The 21,539-nt window shown below is 70.9% G+C and carries 23 protein-coding genes and 1 pseudogene; 10 read left to right on the plus strand and 14 right to left on the minus strand.

Going from position 1 to position 21,539, the window contains the following annotated elements; genetic code table 11:
• Positions 1 to 232 (minus strand): annotated as a pseudogene (locus A5711_RS21565) (short-chain dehydrogenase); the annotation flags it as partial.
• A gap of 160 nt (positions 233 to 392) precedes the next feature.
• On the opposite strand from A5711_RS21565, the gene A5711_RS21570 reads away from it, so the two are divergent.
• From A5711_RS21570 to A5711_RS21595, 6 genes are all read left to right on the plus strand, one after another.
• Positions 393 to 800: a VOC family protein gene (locus A5711_RS21570; protein WP_067950123.1), complete on the plus strand. Its 408-nt coding sequence runs from the start codon at positions 393 to 395 to the stop codon at positions 798 to 800.
• Between the two features lie 97 nt (positions 801 to 897).
• Entirely contained in the window at positions 898 to 2,130 is a 1,233-nt protein-coding gene (locus tag A5711_RS21575; protein WP_067950125.1) for an inorganic phosphate transporter, read from the plus strand.
• The gene (locus A5711_RS21580) at positions 2,130 to 2,429 is read left to right on the plus strand and encodes a hypothetical protein (protein WP_067950127.1); all 300 of its coding nucleotides are present in this window, start codon (positions 2,130 to 2,132) and stop codon (positions 2,427 to 2,429) included. Before A5711_RS21575 ends, A5711_RS21580 begins: the two co-directional genes overlap by 1 nt.
• A gap of 56 nt (positions 2,430 to 2,485) precedes the next feature.
• A complete protein-coding gene (locus A5711_RS21585) occupies positions 2,486 to 2,788 on the plus strand; it encodes a DUF3349 domain-containing protein (protein WP_067950129.1) in 303 nt (100 codons plus the stop codon).
• A gap of 68 nt (positions 2,789 to 2,856) precedes the next feature.
• Positions 2,857 to 3,936, plus strand: coding sequence for an o-succinylbenzoate--CoA ligase (gene menE / locus A5711_RS21590; RefSeq protein ID WP_067950131.1), 1,080 nt, complete (start codon positions 2,857 to 2,859; stop codon positions 3,934 to 3,936).
• A 6-nt stretch (positions 3,937 to 3,942) separates the two neighbouring features.
• Positions 3,943 to 5,295 (plus strand): hypothetical protein, encoded by a 1,353-nt coding sequence (locus A5711_RS21595; RefSeq protein WP_067950134.1) that lies wholly within the window; start codon positions 3,943 to 3,945, stop codon positions 5,293 to 5,295.
• A 7-nt stretch (positions 5,296 to 5,302) separates the two neighbouring features.
• Here the strand turns inward: A5711_RS21595 and A5711_RS21600 are convergent, their stop codons facing one another.
• From A5711_RS21600 to A5711_RS21610, 3 genes are read right to left on the minus strand one after another with little or no spacing between them, the layout of a single operon-like run.
• On the minus strand, positions 5,303 to 5,965 hold the full coding sequence (locus A5711_RS21600; protein WP_067950136.1) for a DUF2064 domain-containing protein: 663 nt from the start codon (positions 5,963 to 5,965) through the stop codon (positions 5,303 to 5,305).
• Positions 5,962 to 6,615 carry a glycosyltransferase family 2 protein gene (locus A5711_RS21605; RefSeq protein ID WP_067950138.1) on the minus strand — a complete coding sequence of 218 codons (654 nt, stop codon included), beginning with the start codon at positions 6,613 to 6,615 and terminating at the stop codon, positions 5,962 to 5,964. The genes A5711_RS21600 and A5711_RS21605 overlap by 4 nt, the downstream gene beginning before the upstream one ends.
• Before the next feature lie 7 nt (positions 6,616 to 6,622).
• The gene (locus tag A5711_RS21610; protein WP_067950140.1) at positions 6,623 to 8,263 is read right to left on the minus strand and encodes a hypothetical protein; all 1,641 of its coding nucleotides are present in this window, start codon (positions 8,261 to 8,263) and stop codon (positions 6,623 to 6,625) included.
• A gap of 182 nt (positions 8,264 to 8,445) precedes the next feature.
• Between A5711_RS21610 and A5711_RS21615 the strand changes: the two genes are divergently transcribed.
• Positions 8,446 to 10,119 (plus strand): hypothetical protein, encoded by a 1,674-nt coding sequence (locus A5711_RS21615; protein ID WP_067950142.1) that lies wholly within the window; start codon positions 8,446 to 8,448, stop codon positions 10,117 to 10,119.
• 5 nt (positions 10,120 to 10,124) lie between these two features.
• Here A5711_RS21615 and A5711_RS21620 read toward each other — a convergent pair whose 3' ends face one another.
• The gene (locus A5711_RS21620; protein WP_067950144.1) at positions 10,125 to 11,153 is read right to left on the minus strand and encodes an NAD(P)-dependent oxidoreductase; all 1,029 of its coding nucleotides are present in this window, start codon (positions 11,151 to 11,153) and stop codon (positions 10,125 to 10,127) included.
• A complete protein-coding gene (locus A5711_RS21625; protein WP_067950147.1) occupies positions 11,150 to 11,926 on the minus strand; it encodes an S-methyl-5'-thioadenosine phosphorylase in 777 nt (258 codons plus the stop codon). Before A5711_RS21625 ends, A5711_RS21620 begins: the two co-directional genes overlap by 4 nt.
• A gap of 74 nt (positions 11,927 to 12,000) precedes the next feature.
• Between A5711_RS21625 and A5711_RS21630 the strand changes: the two genes are divergently transcribed.
• Both A5711_RS21630 and fabH read left to right on the plus strand, forming a co-directional pair.
• Positions 12,001 to 12,873 carry a 1,4-dihydroxy-2-naphthoate polyprenyltransferase gene (locus tag A5711_RS21630; protein WP_067950148.1) on the plus strand — a complete coding sequence of 291 codons (873 nt, stop codon included), beginning with the start codon at positions 12,001 to 12,003 and terminating at the stop codon, positions 12,871 to 12,873.
• A 158-nt stretch (positions 12,874 to 13,031) separates the two neighbouring features.
• On the plus strand, positions 13,032 to 14,039 hold the full coding sequence (fabH, locus tag A5711_RS21635; protein ID WP_067950150.1) for a beta-ketoacyl-ACP synthase III: 1,008 nt from the start codon (positions 13,032 to 13,034) through the stop codon (positions 14,037 to 14,039).
• Positions 14,040 to 14,045: 6 nt separating this feature from the next.
• On the opposite strand, the gene A5711_RS21640 is transcribed toward fabH, so the two are convergent.
• Positions 14,046 to 14,366, minus strand: a complete 321-nt coding sequence (locus A5711_RS21640; RefSeq protein ID WP_067950163.1) for a DUF4229 domain-containing protein — start codon at positions 14,364 to 14,366, stop codon at positions 14,046 to 14,048.
• 85 nt (positions 14,367 to 14,451) lie between these two features.
• Here A5711_RS21640 and A5711_RS27010 point away from each other — a divergent pair, with 85 nt between their 5' ends.
• Positions 14,452 to 14,613, plus strand: a complete 162-nt coding sequence (locus A5711_RS27010; protein ID WP_156622576.1) for a hypothetical protein — start codon at positions 14,452 to 14,454, stop codon at positions 14,611 to 14,613.
• An 8-nt stretch (positions 14,614 to 14,621) separates the two neighbouring features.
• On the opposite strand, the gene A5711_RS21645 is transcribed toward A5711_RS27010, so the two are convergent.
• The 7 genes from A5711_RS21645 to A5711_RS21675 all read right to left on the minus strand — a co-directional run.
• Positions 14,622 to 15,920: a MinD/ParA family protein gene (locus tag A5711_RS21645; protein WP_067950165.1), complete on the minus strand. Its 1,299-nt coding sequence runs from the start codon at positions 15,918 to 15,920 to the stop codon at positions 14,622 to 14,624.
• A gap of 42 nt (positions 15,921 to 15,962) precedes the next feature.
• Positions 15,963 to 16,940, minus strand: a complete 978-nt coding sequence (gene ccsB / locus A5711_RS21650; RefSeq protein ID WP_067950152.1) for a c-type cytochrome biogenesis protein CcsB — start codon at positions 16,938 to 16,940, stop codon at positions 15,963 to 15,965.
• The gene (locus A5711_RS21655; protein WP_067950154.1) at positions 16,937 to 18,565 is read right to left on the minus strand and encodes a cytochrome c biogenesis protein ResB; all 1,629 of its coding nucleotides are present in this window, start codon (positions 18,563 to 18,565) and stop codon (positions 16,937 to 16,939) included. The genes ccsB and A5711_RS21655 overlap by 4 nt, the downstream gene beginning before the upstream one ends.
• Complete coding sequence (locus A5711_RS21660; RefSeq protein ID WP_067950156.1) at positions 18,562 to 19,341, minus strand: cytochrome c biogenesis CcdA family protein; 780 nt, start codon at positions 19,339 to 19,341, stop codon at positions 18,562 to 18,564. Before A5711_RS21660 ends, A5711_RS21655 begins: the two co-directional genes overlap by 4 nt.
• A complete protein-coding gene (locus A5711_RS21665; protein ID WP_067950157.1) occupies positions 19,338 to 19,925 on the minus strand; it encodes a TlpA disulfide reductase family protein in 588 nt (195 codons plus the stop codon). Before A5711_RS21665 ends, A5711_RS21660 begins: the two co-directional genes overlap by 4 nt.
• A 2-nt stretch (positions 19,926 to 19,927) precedes the next feature.
• On the minus strand, positions 19,928 to 20,533 hold the full coding sequence (locus A5711_RS21670) for a histidine phosphatase family protein (protein ID WP_067950159.1): 606 nt from the start codon (positions 20,531 to 20,533) through the stop codon (positions 19,928 to 19,930).
• Positions 20,533 to 21,539, minus strand: a 1,007-nt coding sequence (locus A5711_RS21675; protein WP_067950161.1) for a glutamate-1-semialdehyde 2,1-aminomutase, incomplete at its 5' end; no start/stop codon positions are given. The genes A5711_RS21670 and A5711_RS21675, both read right to left, overlap by 1 nt.

Below are 21,539 nucleotides of genomic sequence, written 5' to 3' on the forward strand. Positions count from 1 at the left end.
CGAAGGTGTCGATCGCCTTCGCGGCGATCGCCATGCGCGGCGCGATCCGCACCGGCCGGGTGCGGGCGGCGGTCAGCATCCATTCGGCTGCCTCTTCCGACGTGAGCGCCGGCATGCCCTCGTAGGCCTTCGTCGGCGCGATCATCGGCGTGGCCACCAGCGGGTAGTACAGCGTCGTCGAGTGCACGCCCTTGTGGCCCCACTCGGTCTCCACGACGCGGCTGACCGCCGCCCGCACCCGGCCGGTGCGGATCGCGCCGCGCATGGCGATCGCCGCGAAGGCGATCGACACCTTCGGTCCCCGGCTGGTCAACACGCTCATGCAGCGGCAGCGGATCCAGCCCAACCGCGAAAACGGCAGCTGAACCGGCCTATGTGATAGACACGACGCTATGGAGATCCTGGCCAGCCGGATGCTGTTCCGGCCGGCGGACTATCAGCAGTCGTTGGCTTTCTACCGGGACCAGATCGGGCTCGCGATAGCCCGTGAATACGGCGCGGGCACAGTCTTTTTCGCCGGCCAGTCGTTGCTGGAGCTGGCGGGCTACGGCTCCCCGGACCATTCTCGGGGCCCGTTCCCCGGCGCGCTGTGGCTCCAGGTCCGCGACATCGAAGCGACCCAGGCCGAGTTGCAAAGCCGGGGCGTGCCGATCGCACGCGAGGCGCGCCAAGAGCCGTGGGGCCTATACGAGATGCACGTGACGGACCCGGACGGGATCACGCTGATCTTCGTTCAAATCCCCCCCGACCACCCGTTACGCCGCGACACTCGAGGTAAACCGCAGGGGAATTCCGGTTAACTGAGAGGTAACATCTGGCGACGACTCCAAATACACCCGCGATTCAGGTCTTCCTGCATTCGACAATGGAATCCCCCTACCACCAGAATCGGGCGCTGTGAACATCCAGTTGTTCCTCTTGATCATTGTCGTAATCACGGCACTGGCTTTCGATTTCACGAACGGCTTCCACGACACCGGCAACGCGATGGCGACCTCCATCGCCAGCGGCGCGCTCAAGCCCAAGGCGGCGGTCGCACTGTCCGCGGTGCTGAATCTGGTAGGCGCGTTCATGTCCACCGCAGTCGCCGCCACGATCGCCAAGGGCCTCATCGACGGGCACATCGTGACGCTGGAGCTGGTTTTCGCCGGCCTGGTCGGCGGCATCGTGTGGAATTTGCTGACCTGGCTCCTCGGCATCCCCTCCAGCTCCTCGCACGCCTTGATCGGCGGCATCGTCGGCGCCACCATCGCGGCGGTCGGCGGGCACGGTGTGCTCTGGAAGGGCCTGGTGTCCCACGTGCTCATCCCGGCCGTCGTCGCCGCGATCCTGGCCATCGCGGTCGGGGCCATCGCGACCTGGCTCGTCTACCGGGTCACCCGGGGCCTCGACACCAGCCGCACCGAGGCCGGCTTCCGCTACGGCCAATGGGGCTCGGCCTCGCTGGTGTCGCTGGCGCACGGCACCGGCGACGCACAGAAGACGATGGGCGTCATCTTCCTGGCGCTGATGTCCTACGGGTCGATCAGCAAGAACACCGTCGCGCCGCCGCTCTGGGTCATCGGGGCTTGCGCGGTGTCTATGGCGGCGGGCACCTACCTGGGCGGCTGGCGCATCATCCGCACCCTGGGCAAGGGACTGGTGGAGATCCAGTCGCCGCAGGGCATGGCGGCCGAATCCTCCTCGGCCGCGGTGATCTTGCTGTCCACCCACTTCGGCTACGCGCTGTCGACGACCCAGGTGTGCACGGGTTCGGTGCTGGGCAGTGGGCTGGGCAAGCCCGGCGGCGAGGTCCGCTGGGGCGTCGCCGGTCGTATGGGTGTGGCCTGGCTGGTGACGCTGCCGCTGGCCGGGCTCGTCGGTGCGGTGACCTATTGGATCGTGCACTATGTCGGCGGCTACCCCGGTGCGATCGTCGGCTTCGCGCTGCTGATCGCGGTTTCGGCCACGATCTACATCCGGTCCCGCAAGGTCAAGGTCGACCACAAGAACGTCAACGCCGAATGGAAGGGCGACCTGACCGCCGGGCTCGACGCCGCGGACCACGAACCGCCGTCCGACGGTGGCCCCACGGTGGGCACCGCCCCCCGGTACGACTCCGACGATCCCACGATGAAGGCGAACGCTTGATGAGTCACTTCAGCGACTGGTTCAACTACCAGGCCTCCCTCAAGATTTTGCTCTTCTCCATGCTGGCCGGCGCCGCGTTGCCGGGGCTGTTCGCCCTGGGGCTCCGCTTCCACGCGGTGGGCGCCGGGCAGGCCAGCACCGATGGCAGCTCGTCACAGAAAAACCCGGCACTGCTGGTGCTCGCCTGGGCGATCTATGCGGTGGTACTGCTGGCGATCGCCTTTGCGCTGGCGTACATCTCCCGGGACTTCATCGCCCATCACACCGGCACGGCATTCCTCGGAGCCAAACCCAAGTAGCATCGAGCGATGCCCACCGCGTCAACGAGCCGGACACCGGGGGGAGTTGGACCAGCGTGAACGGATTTCTCAATTCGATCGTCTCGTGGCTGCGCGCGGGATACCCGGAAGGCGTCCCGCCGACGGACACCTTCCCGGTGCTGGCGCTGCTGGCCCGCCGGATGTCCAACGACGAGGTCAAGGAAGTGGCTTGCGAGCTGATCCGGCGCGGCGAGTTCGATGACGTCGACATCGGGGTGCTGATCACCCAGATCACCGACGAGCTGCCCACGCCCGACGACGTCGAGCGAGTGCGGGTCCGCCTGGAAGCGCAGGGCTGGCCGTTCGATGACGCGGACCAGGTCGAGGACCCCGCATAGCCGTACTGCGCGCCCAGACCGTCCCGCCGGGTTCGGCCGTCTCGTCGTTGTTGCCCGCCCTGGAACGGGTGCTGGACGGCCGCGACCCCGCCCTGGTCGCGCTGGCACCCGGCTCGGATGCGCTGGCGGCGGGCCTGCGGGTCGGGGAAGAGATCGACGACGACGTGGCCGTGGTGGTGACGACGTCGGGAACCACGGGCGCGCCCAAGGGCGCCCTGCTGACCGCGGCCGCGCTGACGGCCAGCGCTGCGGCCACCCATGACCGCCTCGGCGGGCCGGGCAGCTGGATGCTGGCATTGCCGCCCTACCACATCGCCGGGCTGCAGGTGTTGGTGCGCAGCGCGCTCGCCGGTTCGGCGCCCGTCGAGCTGGACGTCTCCGACGGCTTCGACGTCAGCGAATTGCCCAGCGCGATAAGGCGATTGGAACCCGGTCGGCGCTACACGTCGCTGGTCGCCGCGCAGCTGGCCAAGGCGCTGACCGATCCGGCGGCCGCGGCCGCGCTCGCCGAACTCGACGCCGTGCTGCTCGGGGGCGGACCGGCCCCGGGGGGCGTGCTCGACGCCGCGGCGGCGGCCGGCATCACCGTCGTCCGCACCTACGGCATGAGCGAGACCGCCGGTGGCTGCGTCTACGACGGCGTACCGCTGCGCGGCGTCGTGGTCCGGGTGGCGGACGACGGGCGCATCGACCTCGGGGGCGCGACCCTGGCCAAGGGCTACCGCAACCCGGTGGACCCCGACCCGTTCGCCGAGCCCGGCTGGTTCCGCACCGACGATCTCGGCGTCGTCGACGAGGCGGGCGTGCTGACCGTGTTGGGCCGCGCCGACGACGCGATCAGCACGGGCGGGTTGACGGTGCTGCCGCAGCTGGTCGAGGCGGCGCTGGGCACCCATCCCGCCGTGGTGGACTGCGCGGTGTTCGGCGTGGCCGACGACCGGCTGGGCCAGCGGGTGGTGGCGGCGATCGTGCTGGCCGAGGGTTGCTCGGCGCCGACGCTGGGCGCGCTGCGCGCCCACCTGACGCGCACCCTGGACGCCACCGCCGCGCCGCGCGAGCTGCACGTGGTCGACGCGCTGCCGCGGCGCGGCATCGGGAAGGTCGACCGGGCGGCGTTGGTGCGCCGGTTCGGCCGATCAATAGGCTGATCGACCGTGAGGGTGGCACGTCGGGAGTTAACGGCCGTCGCGGTCGGGACGGTGCTGGTCGGGGCGGCGTTCATCCTGCCGCGGCTGCACTGGGGCGTGCGGCCGCGGACCGACGTGGGGCAGGAGCGGTTCGGCACCCACGCCGGGGCCGCGCCGATTTTCGGCGCCTGGGAAATCCACGCCAGTTGGGGTACCGGGCCGGCCATCGCCCTCGCGGTTGCCGCTGTGGTATGGGGACCGCTTCTGGCGCAACGCCTTTCGTGGCGGATCTTGACGCTGGGTACCTGGGCCACCGCCTGCGGATGGGCCTTCGCGCTGGCGATGATCGACGGGTGGCAGCGCGGCTTCGCCGGCCGGCTGACCACCCGCGACGAGTACCTGTCCCAGGTACCGGGCATCGCCGACATCCCGGCCACGGTGCGCACGTTCGCGAGCCGGATCGTCGACTACCAACCGAACTCCTGGACCACCCACGTCTCCGGACACCCACCCGGCGCGCTACTGACCTTCGTCTGGCTGGACCGGATCGGCCTGCACGGGGGCGCGTGGGCGGGGCTGCTGTGCCTGCTGGTCGGCTCCAGCGCGGCGGCCGCGGTGCTGATCGCCGTTCGCGCGCTGGCCGACGAGCAGACCGCGCGCCGCGCCGCACCGTTCGTGGCCGTGGCGCCAACCGCAATCTGGGTCGCGGTCTCCGCCGACGGCTACTTCGCCGGGGTCGCGGCATGGGGCATCGCGCTGTTGGCCGTGGCGGTGCACCGGCCGGTCCGGTTCCCCGCCCTCGTGGGCGCGGCCGCGGGCCTGCTCCTGGGTTGGGGCGTGTTCTGTAACTACGGCCTGATGTTGATGGGGCTCCCGGCCCTGGCGGTGCTGGCGTCGGCGACCGACTGGCGCGCAGTGCTGCGGGCGCTCGGCCCGGCGACGCTGGCCGCGGTGGCGGTGGCGGTCGCCTTCGCGGTCGCGGGGTTCTACTGGTTCGACGGCTATACCCTTGTGCAGCAACGCTATTGGCAGGGCATCGCCAAAGACCGCCCGTTTGAGTATTGGAGCTGGGCCAACCTGGCGTCGGTGGTGTGTGCCATCGGGTTGGGCAGCGTCGCCGGCGTCAGCCGGGTGTTCGACGTGGCTGCCATCCGCCGCCGCTCCGGGTTCCACCTGCTGCTGCTGGCCGTGCTCGCCGCCATCGCGTGCGCGGACCTGAGCATGCTCAGCAAGGCCGAGGTCGAGCGCATCTGGTTGCCCTTCACCATCTGGCTCACCGCGGCACCCGCGCTGCTGCCCGTCCGGTCACACCGAGTGTGGCTGGCGCTCAACGTCACGGGCGCGCTGGTGCTCAACACCCTGATCGTCACCAACTGGTAGGCGCGGGCTACAGGCCGGCCGCGCGGGTCACTCTCGCGAAGCGGCTGGCGGGTCCGCACGCCTCCCGCACCACGGCCACGTCGTCGGCGACGTCGAAGTCGGCCAGTCGTGGCGCCGCATAGGGCTCAATTCCCAAGTCGTGCAACGCTCTGTACGTCAGCAATCCGGTGTCGGGCTGCGACATCGGGACGGTGCGCAGGCATTCGGCGGCTTCGGGGCTCCGTAAACCGAGCACCCACCAGCCGCCGTCGACGGCAGGCCCGAGCACGGCCGGTGCCTCCTGCAGTCGGCGCGCGCAGTCGATCAACATGTCCGCGGTCACCTGCGGGGTGTCCATCCCGATCTGCACCACCGGATTGCCGTCCGCCGCGTCGGCATGGGCGTTGGCGAGTCGGTCGGCGAAGTCGTCGCCGCGCTGGGGAATCACCGTGAAGGACCCCAGCCGTTGCCGGATCTCGTCGGCGCCGGCCGCGGCGCCCAGGTCACCGGTCATGGCCACCACCCGATTCGCCACCGGCGCGGCGGCCACCGCGTCCAGCGTGTCCAGCAGTGCGGCGGCGGCGATTTCGGCGGCGACGAGGTCCCCCACCGTCGCGGCGAGCCGGGTCTTGGCCCGGCCCGGCTCGGGCGCCTTCGCGACCACCAGCACCGTCACCGCCACGATTGTCACGAAATCACCTTCCAGAAGTCGAGGATCGCGGTGATGCTCCCCCGCAGCGAGCCGCTGACCTTCGACTTGCCGCCGGTGCGGGGACCGTAGCTGACGTCGAGTTCGACCACGCGCCAGCCGGCGGCCGCAGCCCGGACCAGCAGCTCCAGCGGGTAACCCGAACGCCGGTCGGCGACACCGAGATTCAGCAGCGCCTCGCGCCGGGCCACCCGCATCGGCGCGATGTCGTGCACCGGCAATCCGTGGCGTGTGCGCAGCCGCCAGCTCATCACCACGGTGCCGACGCGGGCCACCCACGGCCAATGCAATCCGGCTACCGGCCGGCGCCGTCCGATCACCAGATCGGCACCCTGCTCGAGCGCGGCGACCAGCCGCGGCAACTCCCCCGCGTCCATCGAGCCGTCGGCGTCGATCACCGCCACGATCGGCGTCCGCGCGGCCACCACGCCCGCGTGCACCGCCGAGCCGTACCCGGCCCGCGGCTCGACCACGACCTCGGCGCCGTGCCGCCGCGCGACTCCGGCGGTGTCGTCGGTGCTGTTGTTGTCGACGACCAGCGCCCGGTATCCGGCGGGGACGGCCGCCAAGACCGCGGGCAGCGACTCCTCCTCGTTGAGACAGGGCAGCACCACCGTGACGGCGTCGGGCATGGACGCCTCAGAACCCGCGATGGCTGCGTGGCTGCTGCGGGGCGAGCGTTTGCGGTGCCTGCGTTTGCGGGGCCTGCGTTTGCGGGGCCTGCGTGTGCGGCGCCACCGTCGTTTCGTGCGTGCTGGGCGGCGGCGCGGCTGTCGTAGGCGGTTGCGTCGAGGTGTACGGCTCCTTCGAGCTCGGCGGCGGGGTGGTCGTGGTCACCGGCGGTGTCGTTGTCGTCGGCGGTGTGGTGGACGGTTCCGTCGTGGTGGTGGACGGCTCCGTCGTCGTGCTGGGTGTCGTCGTGGTCGGGGGTGTCGTCGACGCGGTCGTGGGCGTCGTCGTGGTCGTTATGGGCGTGGTCGTCGGCGTCGTGAACGTCGGCGGGTTGTATGGCGGATATATCGGGACCGGAACGATGACCGGGACCGGAACGGGCGCAGCGGGATTCGGATTGGGCACGACGCCCGGAGTATCGGGCGACACCGGCGCGGCGGGGACGGCAGGCCCGCCCCCGCCCTGTGCCGGAAGAAGACCGTTGGCGTCCGGGATGACGCCGCCCTGGAAGCCCGCGTTGGGCTGATCAACCGGGGGCGGTGGCACCGGCGCCTGCTGCTGGGTCGGCAACAACGGCATGAACTTGCCCGGGGCGGCGTTCTGGTGCCCCACCACCGGCTGTTGACTCGCGGTGGGACGGACCGCAATGGCCACCGCGGCGGCCAGCGACGCGAAACCGATGACCGCGAAGGCGATCACGGCGTTGCCCAGCACCAAGGACCGGCGGCTCAGCCGCGAGGGGATGGCCGTGGTCTCGTCGAAGTCGTCGAATTCGTCGTATTCGGGACCGTATTCGTCACCGGCGAACGGCTCGGCATCGTCGGTCATCGAGTACGCCAGCTGTGGTTCCTCCACGTCTGGCGGGGCCACGAACGTCGTCTCGTCACCGGTGAGCCCCGGCGCCATCGCGGTCTCGTCGCCGGTGAGTCCCACGGCCGGCGCCATCGCGGTGGCGTCCCCACCCGCCAGGGCGGCTGCGGACGCTGCGGCGATGGCCGCGCCACGGGCGAGCGCGAAGGACGGGTCCTCGGCGACCTGCACCCGCATGGTCGACGCATCGCGGAGCTGGTCGGCGACCTGAGTCAGCTCGGGCGAAGCGCCCACCAGATACACGTCCCCCGGGACGTCCGGCCGGGCGCTGAGTTGGGCCATCATCGTGTTGAACGTCGCGGTCGCGTCGCCGGCGACCGCCTCCTTGGCCAGCACGGTCGGCGGTGCGTTCTCGTCATCGGGCGAACTGGGCACCGACAGCGTCGCCGTCGCGTCGTTCAGCACCAGCGCGGCGGCTCCGGGGCGGCCGGCCGCGCGCATCAGTGCGGCCACCGCCTGCGAGTCGGAGAGCAACGCGACGTTGGAAACGCCGGAATCTTCCAGCGCCTGCCGCAGCTGGGCGGCCCGCGGCTCGTCGCCCCAGCACACTCGGGTGCCGACCAGCCGATGGTTCTCGTCCGCCAGAAGGCGATTGGTGCCGACCACCGTCTCGGTGAGTTTTCCGACCGGGTTCTCCTCCAGGTCGACGACGGATTGGTCGATCACGTCCGCGCCCGGCCCGACAAGCGCCAAGCGGGCAACGGGGCCCGTGACCGCGACCCCCAACACGACGTCCATCCCGGTTCTCCTTCGGCTGGCTACCCCACGACCAGCAATGTCCCGGCATCATTACACTTGCGATACCGTTGGCAGTATCCGTTATTCGGGCGACAAGGTTTGCCTATAGCGCAGCGTAACCAGCTTCTCGAACGACAGGACGGTCGCGGGGGAATCTGCGAGGGCGTCCGAACGGAGAATATGTGGTGAGCCAGAGCAGTGACGACGCACCCACCGGCCCCATCGATCCCGTACAGGCGCAGCAAACCGCTCGCATCATCCGGCCGGCCACCGTCGCTCCGCCGGCGGCGGGGACGGCAACGACGCGGCGCCGGCACATCACCAGCGACCTGACCGCGATCGCGCTGCTCGTCGTCGCGCTGTTCCTGCCGTGGAACCTGTACTTCGGCGTCGGGATTCCCGGCAGCAGCCCGAGCCTCTTCGCGGTGTTGCTCGCCGTGACCGCGCTGTCGGTCATCGCCGTCGCCGTGGCCGGTTCCTGGAGGTCCTCCGGCGCGCGGTTCAACCCCATGCGGGCGGGGCGGCTTCGCTTGGGGCTCAACGTCCCCTACGCGCTGCTGGTGCTGGGATTCGTGGTCTTCGACGCGTTCGAGACGGTCCGGTTCGGTGGCACGGTGAACGTGCCGGGCGGAGTGGGACCGGGGGCGTGGGTGGGAATCGCCGGCAGCATGCTGAGCGCGCAAGCGGTGCCCGCCGGCGCCCACACGGGACCGGTCCCCGAGGGCGACGAGCACACCGGCTGGCTGCGGTCGGCCCGGCTCATCGGCTACGCGTCGATGGCGTTGGCGGCGCTCAGCTTTGGCATCAACCTGTACTGGCGGGTTCGCTACGCGCTGCAGAACACCGGCGGCGCCGGCGCGTTCGGCAAGCAGAACGTGGCGGTCATCGTGACGGCCGTGGTGTACGGCGTGGTGGCGCTGGTCGCCGTGCTGGTCGCCGCCAGGTGGTTGCTGCGCAGCACCAGGGCCGGCCGGCTGGCCACGGTCGCGCTCGGCGCGTCGACGCTGGTCGCCGGGATCCTGGTGTGGATCCTGCCCCTGGGGCGGGACGTCGACGCGTTCCACGGCATCGCGCAGAACACGTCCACCGCCGGGGTGGGCTTCGAGGGCTATTTGGCGTGGGCGGCGGCCGCCGCGATGTTCGCTCCGCAAACCCTGTTCGGTCACCGCAACACGACCGGGGCCGAGGAGAGTGCGTGGCGGGTCGCGGCCCGAAATGGCTTGCTGCTCATCGCCGTATGGGGCTTGGGCTCGATGCTGATGCGGTTGACCGACCTGTTCGTGTCCGTGAGCCTGAATTACCCCTTCTCCCGGTACGACAGCATGGTGCTGGCCGCATTCGATCTGGCTACCGCGGTCCTGGCGATCTGGCTGCGCATCAACCTGCGCGACGCCGCCCGCTCGGCGCGACTCATCTCGTCGCTGTGCGGGCTGGTCGCCACGCTCAGCGTGGCCCGCGTCGTCGTGGGCGTGGTGCTGGCGCCGCGGTTCGCGGATTCACCCAATTCCCCCGCGCAACACCCGGTGTACGGCAACAACCTCGCCCAGCAGATCACCAGCACGTTCGATGTGACGCTGTGCGGCCTCGCTTTGTGCATCCTGGGGGCCGCCATCGTCACCGGGCAGCTGCGCGGCCGGCGCGCGCGCCGGCGCCGCGCCGTCCCCAAGCCCGCCGGGCAGGCGAGCGGCGCTCCGGCCGCGCCGAGGGCGCGGGTCCCGGTGGGCCACGCCGCCCCGCCGTCGGCCGCGCCCACCACCCGGATCTCCACCGGCCCGCGGCTGTTCCGCGGCGACGACTCCGCGACCCGACAGATTCCCGTCCAGAAACCGAAGATCTACCGGCCGCCGCAGGCGTAGGACGCTCAGCGCAGCGGGGCGAATGCGAACTCGCGCAGGCCATCGGCCGGGTCGATCGCCGCGCGGAAGCCGAGCACCTCGGCCGCCCGGGACGGATCGGCGACGATGTGGCGCACGTCGCCGCTGCGGTACTGGCCGGTGATCACGGGCGAGAGTGCACCGCCGCGCGCGTCGCACAGGGCGCCGGCCACCTCCAGGATGGAGACGGGCCGCCCCGAACAGACGTTGACCGCGGTGAATCCGTCGATCTCCTGGGTGGCCGCGAGGTTGGCCGCAGCCACGTCGTCGACGTGGACGAAGTCCCGCATCTGGCCGCCGTCCTCGAAAACCCTTGGGGGCTCGCCCCTTTCGAGCGACGATCGGAAGATGGCCGCCACCCCGGAATAAGGGGTGTCGCGCGGCATCCCGGGGCCGTAGACGTTGTGGTAACGCAACGCCACCACCGAACCGCCTGTCGCCTCCGACCACGCCAGCGCGTAGTGCTCCTGCGCGGTCTTGCTGGCGGCGTACAGGCTGCGCGGCCGCAGCGCGGCGTCCTCGTCGACGAGGCGCCACTGCAGTTCCTCGCCCCCGATCGGGCAGCGGTGTTCGAAGCTTCCGGCGTCGAGGTCCGCGCGCCGCCGCGGCAACGGGTCGACGTGGCCGTGCTGCCCGCAGTGGTAACGGCCCTGGCCATACACCACCATCGACGACGCCAGCACCAGGCGCCGCACCCCGGCGGCGAACATCTGCGCCAGCAGGACCGTGGTGGCGAAATCGTTGTGGCCCCCGTAAGCGGGGGCGTCGGCGGCGTCCACGCCCGCACCGACCATCGCCGCCTGATGGCAGACCAGGTCCACCCCGTCCAGCAGGGGCGCCAGCGCGTCGGCGTCGCGGACGTCGACGCGGTGACATCCCTGCGGCAGCACGGGATTCGGGCCGTGCGCCGCCGGCAGCAGCACGTCGACGCCGACCACGTCGTGTCCCGCCGCCCGCAGCGCCGCGTCCACCCGCGAACCGATGAAACCGGCGGCCCCCGTTAGCAATACCCTCATGGCAGCTCGAGGGGCAGCGTGACGCCGGTGTGCGGCAGGCAGTGCGTGCAGTTGCGTTCGTCGGCGACCCGGCCAATCGCCTCGCGAACCAACTCCTTGAACGGCCCGATGTTCTTCTCGAATTCGGCGAACACCTGGACGGTCGTCACGCCCTCGCCGACCGCGACACCGGCGTCCAGGTCGGTGACCAAAGCGATTGCCGCATAGCACATTTCAAGTTCCCGGGCGAGCACCGCCTCCGGGTAGCCGGTCATGTTGACGAGAGCGAACCCGGCGGATGCGAACCACTGGCTTTCCGCACGCGTGGAGAACCGCGGCCCCTGGATCACCACCATGGTGCCGCCGTCGACGACATTGGGCAGGGCGGTGACCGCGGCGCGCAGTGTGGGGCAGTACGGGTCGGCGAAGTCGACATGGATGCCGCCGGAGTCGAAGTAGGTGTCGGGGCGGCCGCTGGTGCGATCCACCAGCTGATCGGGCACCACCACCGCGCCCGGCCCCGCGTTGAGGTTCAGGCTGCCGACGGCGCACGGACCGAAGACCCGGCGCACGCCGAGCTTGCGCAGCGCCCACATGTTGGCCCGATACGGCACGGTGTGCGCCGAGAACTGATGCGTGGTCCCGTGCCGGGGCAGGAACGCGACCTCGTGTCCCCCGACGGCGCCGATCGTCACCGGGGCGCTGGGCGGGCCGTACGGGGTGTCGACGTCGACGGCGCGGGTGTCGGACTCGAAGAAGGTGTAAAAGCCGCTGCCGCCGATGACTCCGAGCATCCGCCCATTGTGGTGCATGGCCGCACGCCGATCGCGGGTGCGGGGGCGCGCGGGGCCCCTGGCAGGATGCGTGCGTGGCCAACTTCGGGCAGTGGATCTCGGGTGCGCGGCCGCGGACGCTCCCCAACGCGGTGGCGCCGGTGGTCGCGGGCACCGGCGCGGCGGCGTGGCTGGGATCCGCGGTGTGGTGGAAGGCGCTGCTGGCGCTGGCCGTCGCGGTGGCGCTGACCGTCGGCGTCAACTACGCCAACGACTACTCCGACGGCATTCGAGGCACCGACGACGACCGGGCCGGCCCGGTGCGCCTGGTGGGCTCGCGGCTGGCCTCGCCCCGCTCGGTGCTCGCCGCCGCGGTGGCGAGCCTGGCGATCGGGGCGGCGGCCGGCCTGGCACTCGCGCTCGTCAGCGCGCCGTGGCTGATCGCCGTGGGAGCGGTGTGCATTGCCGGCGCGTGGCTGTACACGGGCGGCTCGAAACCCTACGGCTATGCCGGTTTCGGTGAGGTCGCGGTGTTCGTCTTCTTCGGCCTGGTGGCCGTGCTCGGCACCGAGTACACCCAGTCGCTGCGGGTGGACTGGGTGGGGGCGGCGCTCGCGGTGTCGATCGGCGCGCTGTCGTCGTCGGTGCTGGTGGCCAACAACCTGCGCGACATTCCGACCGACGCGCAGTCGGGGAAGATCACCCTGGCGGTGCGCCTGGGCGACGGCCGCACCCGCGTCCTGTACCAGGGGCTGCTGGCGACCGCCGGGGTATTGACTCTGGTGCTGATGGCCGCGACGCCGTGGTGCGCCGTGGGATTCGCTGCCACGCCGCTGGCGCTGCGCGCGGCGGGTCCGGTCCGGTCGGGACGCGGCGGCCGGGAGTTGATTCCCGTGCTGCGGGACACCGGGCTGGCCATGGTCGTCTGGGCGATCGCGGTCGCCGCGGCCCTGGCGCTGGCCCGCTGATCGGGCGTGCGCCCACGGCGTTGACCGTGCGGTGGGGGCGGGGTTCGTCGGCGTGTCGCCGCCGTACATGCACACTCGAGTGCGACAACGCGGCCGGATCCGATAACAATGAGGGACCGGACCGATGACGGTTCACAGCGAGCAGATCGGGGACAGCAGTGAAGCAGATCGCCGCGACCAGTGGACCGAAGAACATCGGCATGCTCAGCGTCGGGGCGTACCGCCCCGAACGGGTGGTCACCAACGACGAGATCTGCGAGAACATCGAGTCCTCCGATGAATGGATCTACTCCCGCACCGGAATCAAAACCCGCCGCTTCGCCGCCCGCGACGAATCCGCCGCGTCGATGGCGACCGAGGCCGGGCGGCAGGCGATCGCGAACGCCGGGCTGGTGCCGTCGGACATCGACTGCGTGATCGTCGCGACCAGCACGCATTTCCTGCAGACCCCGGCGTGCGCCCCGGCCGTCGCCGCGGCGCTGGGCGCCACCGGCGTGCCCGCGTTCGACGTCTCGGCGGGGTGCGCGGGCTTCGGCTACGCGCTCGGCGTCGCGGCCGACATGATCCGCGGCGGGACCGCCGCCAAGGTGCTGGTCCTCGGTTCGGAGAAGCTGTCCCCCACCGTGGACATGCAGGACCGCACCAACTGCTTCATCTTCGCCGACGGCGCGGCCGGGGTGGTGGTCGGCGAGACGCCCGAGCAGGGCATCGGGCCGACCGTCTGGGGCAGTGACGGCGAGCAGGCCCTGGCGATCCGCCAAGACATCGACTGGATCGACTACATGGACAGCCCGACGGGCCCGCGCCCCTTCCTGCGGCTCGAGGGCAGCGCGGTGTTCCGGTGGGCGGCATTCGAGATGGGCAAGGTCGGCCGGCAGGCGATGGACGCGGCGGGCGTCAGGCCCGACGAGATCGACGTGTTCGTGCCGCACCAGGCCAACAGCCGCATCAACGAGGTCCTGGCCAAGAGCCTCGAGTTGCGGCCGGACGCCGTCGTCGCCAACGACATCGAGCACACCGGCAACACGTCGGCGGCGTCCATCCCCCTGGCGATGGCCGAACTGCTGGCGACCGGGGCGGCCAAGCCGGGCGATCTCGCCCTGTTGATCGGTTACGGCGCGGGCCTCAGTTACGCCGCGCAGGTCGTCCGGATGCCCAACCTCTGACCGGCCTCACGCGTCGTCGGTCGGCGCCTCGCCCTGCAACCGCGCCCGCAGTTGTTCCCGTTCCCGGCGCCTGCGCTCGCCGGCGATCGCCAGCGACGCGGTAGCGCGCCGGCGCAGCGGGCCGAACAGCCAGATGCCCAGGGGCATGGCGATGATGAGGGCGAACAGCGCGGCGACCGCGATCGGAAACTGGCTGACACCCATCAGGCGGGCCACCCCGTAGATTGCGGCGGCAAGCGCCACCGCCAGCAGCAGCCGCGCCCCCGCGTAGAGGAGAACGTCGACGACCGCCCGAGAGCCGGCGCCGTGCTGCCCGCCTTCGTCCACGCGGTCCCCGCTGCTGTTGTCGCTGACTCCTTCTGACACAGGGGAAAGCCTACGGCCCGGGTATATTCGTCAACGGAGGTGTTGAGTGCTCTACCTGCTGCTCGTCCTGATGTTGGGGACCCTGATCTACGTTGGCTGGCGGACGGCTCGGTCACAAACCAACCGGGCGAAGACGCGCGTTATCGGGCCTGACGACGATCCAGACTTCTTACGGCGGTTAGGGCACGGGGACAACAACCCCCGCTAAGGCTCGCTCTACGCGACTCCGGGATTGCGCTGATCGCCCGGGAATCCGTCGGCGACGATGGCCGCCAGCTCGGTGAGCGCCTCGCGGGTGGACCGCTTGAGCCGGTCCAACTCGATTTCGGCGCCCTCCTCGAGGTGCGGGTCGAACGGCACGATCTGGACCGCACGGCAGCGCCGGGAGAAGTGGTCGACCACCTTGTTCATGTCGACCTTGCCCGTCCGCGACCGCACGCCGTTGATGACCGCGACCGAGTTGCGGACCATCTCCTCGTGGCCGTGCGCGTCCAACCAGTCCAGCGTCGCCGAAGCGCTGCGGGCCCCGTCGATGGATCCCGAGCTGACCACGACGAGAACGTCGGCCTTCTCCAGCACCGAGGACATCACCGAATGCAGCAGTCCCGGGCCGCAGTCGGTGAGCACCAGGCCGTAGAACCGCTCCAGCACGTCCAGCACCCGGGTGTAGTCGTCGGCGCCGAACGCCTCCGAGATGGCCGGGTCGGTCTCCGACGCCAGCACCTCCAGCCCGCTCGGGCCTTTCGAGGTGTAGCGGCGGACGTCGCTGTAGCGCTCGATGCTGCCGGCGTCGTGCAGCAGCTGGCGCACCGTCGCCGCGGTCTCCAGCGGGATCTTCTGGCTCAGGGTGCCGCGGTCCGGGTTCGCGTCGACCGCGACGACCCGGTCGCCGCGGATGGAGGCGAAGGTGGCGCCCATGGTCGCGGCGATGGTCGTCTTGCCGACGCCGCCCTTGAGCGACACCAACGCGATGCGGTAGCACCCGCGCAACGGGCGGTTCACCTGCGCCACCAAGTTGTTGTAGCGCGCGGCCCGGGGGCCCTCCCCGAGGTTGATCAGGTGGCCGGACAGCTCGTAGAGCAGCCGGCGCCAGCCCTCCGACGGCGGCGGCTTGACGGGCCGCAGCAGCATGCCGGTGGACAGCTCCGGGTAGGGCGTGTGCGGCAACGACTCCGGGCGCGGCGGGGCTTGCGGGGCCGGCGCGTCGACCGGGCCCGTGTAGTAGGCGCCGTAAGCGGTCGGGTCAACCCGCGGGATGCCGGTCACCGGCGTGGCGTCCCACGGCGGCATCCCCGCGGGCCTGGGCGTGGTGGGTGGTGCCGCCTCGCGCCGCTCCGGGCCGGGAACCCGCCGCTCGGTGCGGAACCCGGCGAAGGCGCGCGTCGGCGCTTCGCCGCCGTCGGCAAGAGACTGGTCGCCGTTTTCCGCCGATTGCGAGGCGGACGGCTCCTGCGGAGGCAATTGCGTCGTCGGCTGATCGGGCGTCCCGACGCCCGTCGTTGGATGGTCGGACACGTGCACTCCCCCTTGTTGTGTTACTTGGGTCGGTTGCTGCGGTCACCCCACGCCCGCATACGAATGCAGGCCCACAGTCACCAGGTTAACGAAGAACAGATTGAAGACCATGGCCACGAACCCGGCGACGTTGATCCATGCCGCCTTCCTGTCCCGCCAGCCCGCCGTCGACCTGGCGTGCAGGTACGCGGCGTAAATCACCCACGCGACGAAGGACACCGTCTCCTTGGGGTCCCAGCCCCAATACCGGCCCCAGGCCTCCTCCGCCCAGATCGCCCCGAAGATGACCCCGAAGCCGAACACCGGGAAGGCGAAGATCGTGGTCCGGTAGGCGACGCGGTCCAGGGTCTGAGCGTCGGGAAACCGTCGCACCATCCGGGCCAGGGCGCCCGGCGTCTCGGGGTCGCTCAGCCGCGACGTGCGCAGCAAGAACAAGATGCTGGCGATGCCGGCGACCATGAACACACCGGAGCCCAAACTGACCACCGACACGTGGATGGGCAGCCAATAGGACTGCAGCGCGGGCATCACCGGCGCCGCGTTGGTGTAGAGCCAGCGGCCGGACACCGTGAGCAGGATCAGCACCGGCACCAGCAGGAAAACCCACAGCGGGCGGTACTGCGGGCGGCGCAGGACGATGGCCCCGGCGAGCAGGCCGCACATGCAGGTCAGGTTGATGAACTCGTACATGTTGCCCCACGGCACCCGCAGGGTGGCCAGGCCGCGCAGCACGATGCAGGCGAGCAGCAGCCCGATGCCGAGGTAGACGACGGCCAGCCCGGCCCGCCCCACCCGTTCGTCCAACGGCCGGCCGGACGCCTCCTCCACGATGCCGGGGGTGAAGCTATCGGAGGACACCGCACCGGCCAAAACCCGCTCGCGCCGGTCGACGCGGCGGCCGCCGGCATACGCCAGCTCGAAGGCCAACAGCAACAGCGCGATGACGAGCGCCACCACGGCGGACGTGAACGCCCAGTCGGAGTACCGCGCCAAGCCGATGTTGACGTGCACCGTGTTCATTTGACGTCCACCTGAGAACTCCTTTTGGACGCGGGGGGCCTGAGTGACTGCGCGGCGCCGGGCTCACCCAGGCCGTTGAGCACCCGCTCGGTCAACCGCTCGAACTCGTCGCCCCATCCGGAGTTGTCGGTGCGCGCCAGCCCGCCCAGTTCGACGTTCACCGTACCGGCCCCCGGGGTGAGCCTCACCCACACCCGGCGCCTGCGCACCAGCAGCGATACCACCAGGCCCGCCATCATCGTGATGGCGAAGACCAGCACCCAGGCCTGCCCGGGGTCGTGGGATACCTGCAGGTTGACGAACGGCACCGCGCCGTCGAAGCGGACGACCGTGCCGGCCGCCGGACCTTGGTCGATCCGCACCTCCTGCCCGGCGCGCAGGTTGACGCGCTTTTCCCTGGTGAGCCGGCCCTGCTGGATCAGCCGCGGATCGAGCGTGAACAGCGATTGGGGCCGCCCGGTGTCCAGCCCGGTATCGCCGCGGTAGATGTCGACGGCCACCGCGGGGGCGTTCAGCGCCGGGAAGCGCGACGACAAGAGCGCGCCGTCGAGCTGTTCGGTCGGCGCCAGCAGACCCTGGATCGCGATCTCGTGCTGTCGGCGATCGGCGGCGTTGGGATAGCTGCCCGCGGGCGGGTCGATGCGCACCACCCCGGACGAGAGCAGCGTCTGCGGGTTGTCGGGCCGCCATTGCACGGTCGACGTGCGGGTCTGCCCGTTCGGGAAGGTCACGGTGAAGGTGGGCGCGTAGCCGTGGCCCTGCAGGTACACCCGGTCGCCGCCGACCCGCAGCGGATGGTTGACCTCCAACAGGTAGTGCCGCCAGCTGTTGGCAGCAAGATCGTGTCCGGCCTGGTAGTCGATGTCGGCGGCGAACGAGGTGGCCTGCCCGGACGGCAGGTAGTGCGCCTGGAAGTCGTTGACGCGAATGCAGATCGGGTTGAGCGACGTGCCGTCGACGGTGTTGCCGGCGCGGAACGAATCGAACGCGGCCGGCGAGGCCGAGCAGAAGCCCGGGCCGGAGTCGGCGATCACGATGACGTTGCCCTCGTACCCGAACAGCTTGCCGACGGCCACCGCGACCAGCAGGCCCAGCAACGAGAAGTGGAAGGCGATGTTGCCGAACTCGCGCAGGTAGCCCTTCTCGGCGGACACCTCGACGGCTTCGCCTTCATGCCGGATGGCCGCGCGCCAGCCGCGCAGCCGGCCGGTGATCTCGTTCGCCAGGGCGTTCAGCTGGTCGGCGTCGGCTTCGATCTCGGCGCTGGCGTGCTTGGGCAGCCGGGCCAGGTTGCGCGGGGCGGCCACCGGGGTGGCGCGCAGGCTGCGGGCGTGCTCGATCATCCGCGGGGTCAGGCAGCCGACCAGCGAGACGAACAGCAGGACGTAGATGGCGGTGAACCAGAAGCTGGAGAAGACGTTGAAGGCCTGCAGCCGATCCAGCCACGGCCCGATGACGGGGTGGGCCTTCAGGTAGTCGTCGACCTTGCCGGCGTTGAGGCTGCGCTGCGGCAGCAGCGCCCCGGGGATCGCTCCCAGCGCGAGCAGGAACAGCAGCACCAGCGCGGTGCCCATCGACGTCAGCGCGCGCCAGGTGTTGCGGGACCAAGCGAGAAGTTGCCTCATATCGGCAGCCTCACGTCGGACACGAAGGCGTCGCGCAGCCAGGAGACGAAGTCGTTCCACGCCCCGCTGACCAGCAGCGCGCCGACCGCGATGAGCAGCGCGCCCCCGAAGATCTGGATGGCCCGGGTGTGGCGGCGCAGCCAGCCCAGCGCCCCCACCGCGCCGGCCGAGCCGAAGGCCAGCAGCACGAACGGGATGCCCAGCCCCAGGCAGTACGCGATCACCAGCACGATCCCGCGGGCCACGCTCGCGCCGTCGGTGGCCGAGGCCACGGTGATCACGCCGGCCAGCGTCGGGCCCAGGCACGGCGTCCAGCCAAGCGCGAACACCGCACCCAGCAGCGGGGCCCCGGCGACCGTCGTCAGCTGTCGCGGGCTGAATCGGGCCTGGCGTTGCAGGGCCGGGATGAGGCCGACGAACACCAGACCCATCACGATCGTCAGCACGCCACCGACCCGCTGGAGCAGCAGCTGGTTGGTGATCAGCGCCGTCGTCATGCCGAGGACGGCGACGGTTCCCAGCACGAACACCGTGGTGAACCCGGCGACGAACAGCGCCGCCGAACCCGCGACCCGCCACCGCGCCGACGGTGGGGCCTTGATGGCGCCGGGCGGTGGCTGCTCGTCGACGCCCACGACGGCGGCCAGGTAGGACAGGTAGCCGGGTACCAGCGGCACCACGCAGGGCGAGGCGAACGACACCAGCCCCGCCAGCAGGCACGCGCCGAGGGCCACCAGGAGCGGTCCGGCGGCGGCGATCTGGGTGAACCCGCTCATTCTTGGGCCACCTTCTGCACCACGGGCTGCAGGTCGGCCGCCAGGAGTTCGCGCAGGAACACCGCCGCGACCCGGTGCTGACGGTCCAGGACGAGCGTGGACGGGATCACGGTGGTCGGGTACTTGCCGCCGAACGCGATCAGCGTGCGCATCGCCGGGTCGTAGATGGAGGGGAACGTCACGTGTCGGTCGTTGACGAAGTCCAGCGCCGCCTGCCGGTTGCTGTCGCGCACGTCGATGCCGAGAAACGACACCCCCTTGTCGCGGGTGACGTCGTACACCTGCTGGAGTTGGCTGACCTCGGCCCGGCATGGGCCACACCACTGTCCCCAGATGTTGATGACGACGACGCGGCCGGCGAAGATCGGATCGTCCAGCGACAACGGGTGCGCGGGGTCCGCCAGGTCCGGCCCGGACAGCGGACCGGGGTGGCCGCGGCTGGACGGCGGGTTGTAGTAGATGTCGGTCTTTCCGCCGGGCGAGACGAATTCGAACGTGCCGCCCTGCGCTACCGCGTCACGACCGGAAGAACAGCCGGCGACCAGGGCCGTCAGTACGACCCCAGCCATCGCCAGTCGCCACATGCTCAGCGCGCCGGCTCCTGGTACTCGACGTCGACCAGCCGGTCGCCCTCGTACACCAGGGTGGTGATCGAGCACAGCCCGCACTCGCGGCGCCGCGGGTCGTGCCACAGCCGCCGGCCGGTGAGGTGCAGCCGCAGCGTCCACACCGGCAGCTGATGGCTGACGCACACGACCTCGCTGCCGGCTGCGCGGGCGCGGGCCTTGTCCACCGCGGTCGTCATCCGCGCCGCGATCTCGGCGTACGGCTCGCCCCACGACGGGGTGAACGGGTTGCGCAGGTGCCACCAGACCCGCGGGTCGCGCCAGGCGCCGTCGCCGGGGCCGACGCGCCGGCCCTCGAAGAAGTTCGCCGATTCGATGAGGTCATGGTCGGTGTCCACGGCCACGTCGTGCTTGGCGGCGATGGGCGCGGCGGTTTCCTGGGCCCGCTGCAGTGGGGAGGCGACGACCGCGACGATGTCGCGCCCGGACAGCGCGTCGGCGACCGCGGCCGCCTGCTCGCGGCCCCGGTCGGACAGGTGGAATCCGGGCAGCCGGCCGTAGAGGACGCCGCTGGGATTGTGCACCTCGCCGTGGCGCACGACGTGGACGCGGGTTTGCTCGGCCATCAGGGCTTGTCCTCCTGGGCGGCCGCGCGGGCGGCGTTGGGCAGGGCTTCGGCGATCCGGTCGAACGCCGCGTCGTCCAGCGCCGCCGAGACGAACCATGCCTCGAAAGCGCTGCAGGGCGGGTAGACGCCCGCGTTCAGCAGGGCGTGAAAGAACGGCGGATAACGCCACGTCTGGCTGGCCCGCGCGGACGCGAAGTCGGTCACCGGCGCATCGCCGAAGAACACGCTGAGCATGTTGCCTGCACGCGAAAGTTGGTGCGGCACAGCGGCGCTCGTCAACGCCTCGGACAGCATGCCGGCTAGCCGGTCGGCGTTGGCGTCCAGCGCGGCGTAGACCGCGGCGTCGGCGGCGCGCAGCGTCGCCAGGCCGGCGGCCACCGCCACCGGGTTGCCCGAGAGCGTGCCGGCCTGATACACCGGCCCCAGCGGCGCGAGCCGCTCCATCACCTCGGCGCGCCCACCGAACGCGGCCGCCGGCAGTCCGCCGCTCATCACCTTGCCGAAGGTGAACAGGTCGGCCGCGACGGGATCGATTCCGTACCAACCACTTCGGCTGACCCGGAAGCCGGTCATCACCTCGTCGACGATGAGCAGCGCGCCATGTTCGGCGGTGATGGCGCGCAGCCCGGCGTTGTAGCCGGCCGCGGGTGGGACGACGCCCATATTGCCCGGGCTGGCTTCGGTGATCACCGCGGCGATCTGGTCACCGAACTCGGCGAAGGCCTGCCGCACGGCGTCGATGTCGTTGTAGGGCAACACAATCGTGTCGGCGGCTGCCGCGCCGGTGACCCCGGGCGAGGACGGCAGACCCAGCGTCGCCACCCCGGAGCCCGCGTCGGCGAGCAGGGCGTCGGCGTGGCCGTGATAGCAGCCGGAGAACTTGACGATCTTGGGCCTGCCGGTGAACCCGCGGGCCAGCCGGATCGCGCTCATCGTCGCCTCGGTCCCGGAGTTGACCAGCCGTATCCGTTCGACCGGTGCCACCCGCCCGATGATCTCGGCGG

It is taken from the genome of Mycobacterium sp. E2238 (assembly GCF_001672665.1).
Taxonomy (GTDB): Bacteria; Actinomycetota; Actinomycetes; order Mycobacteriales; family Mycobacteriaceae; genus Mycobacterium.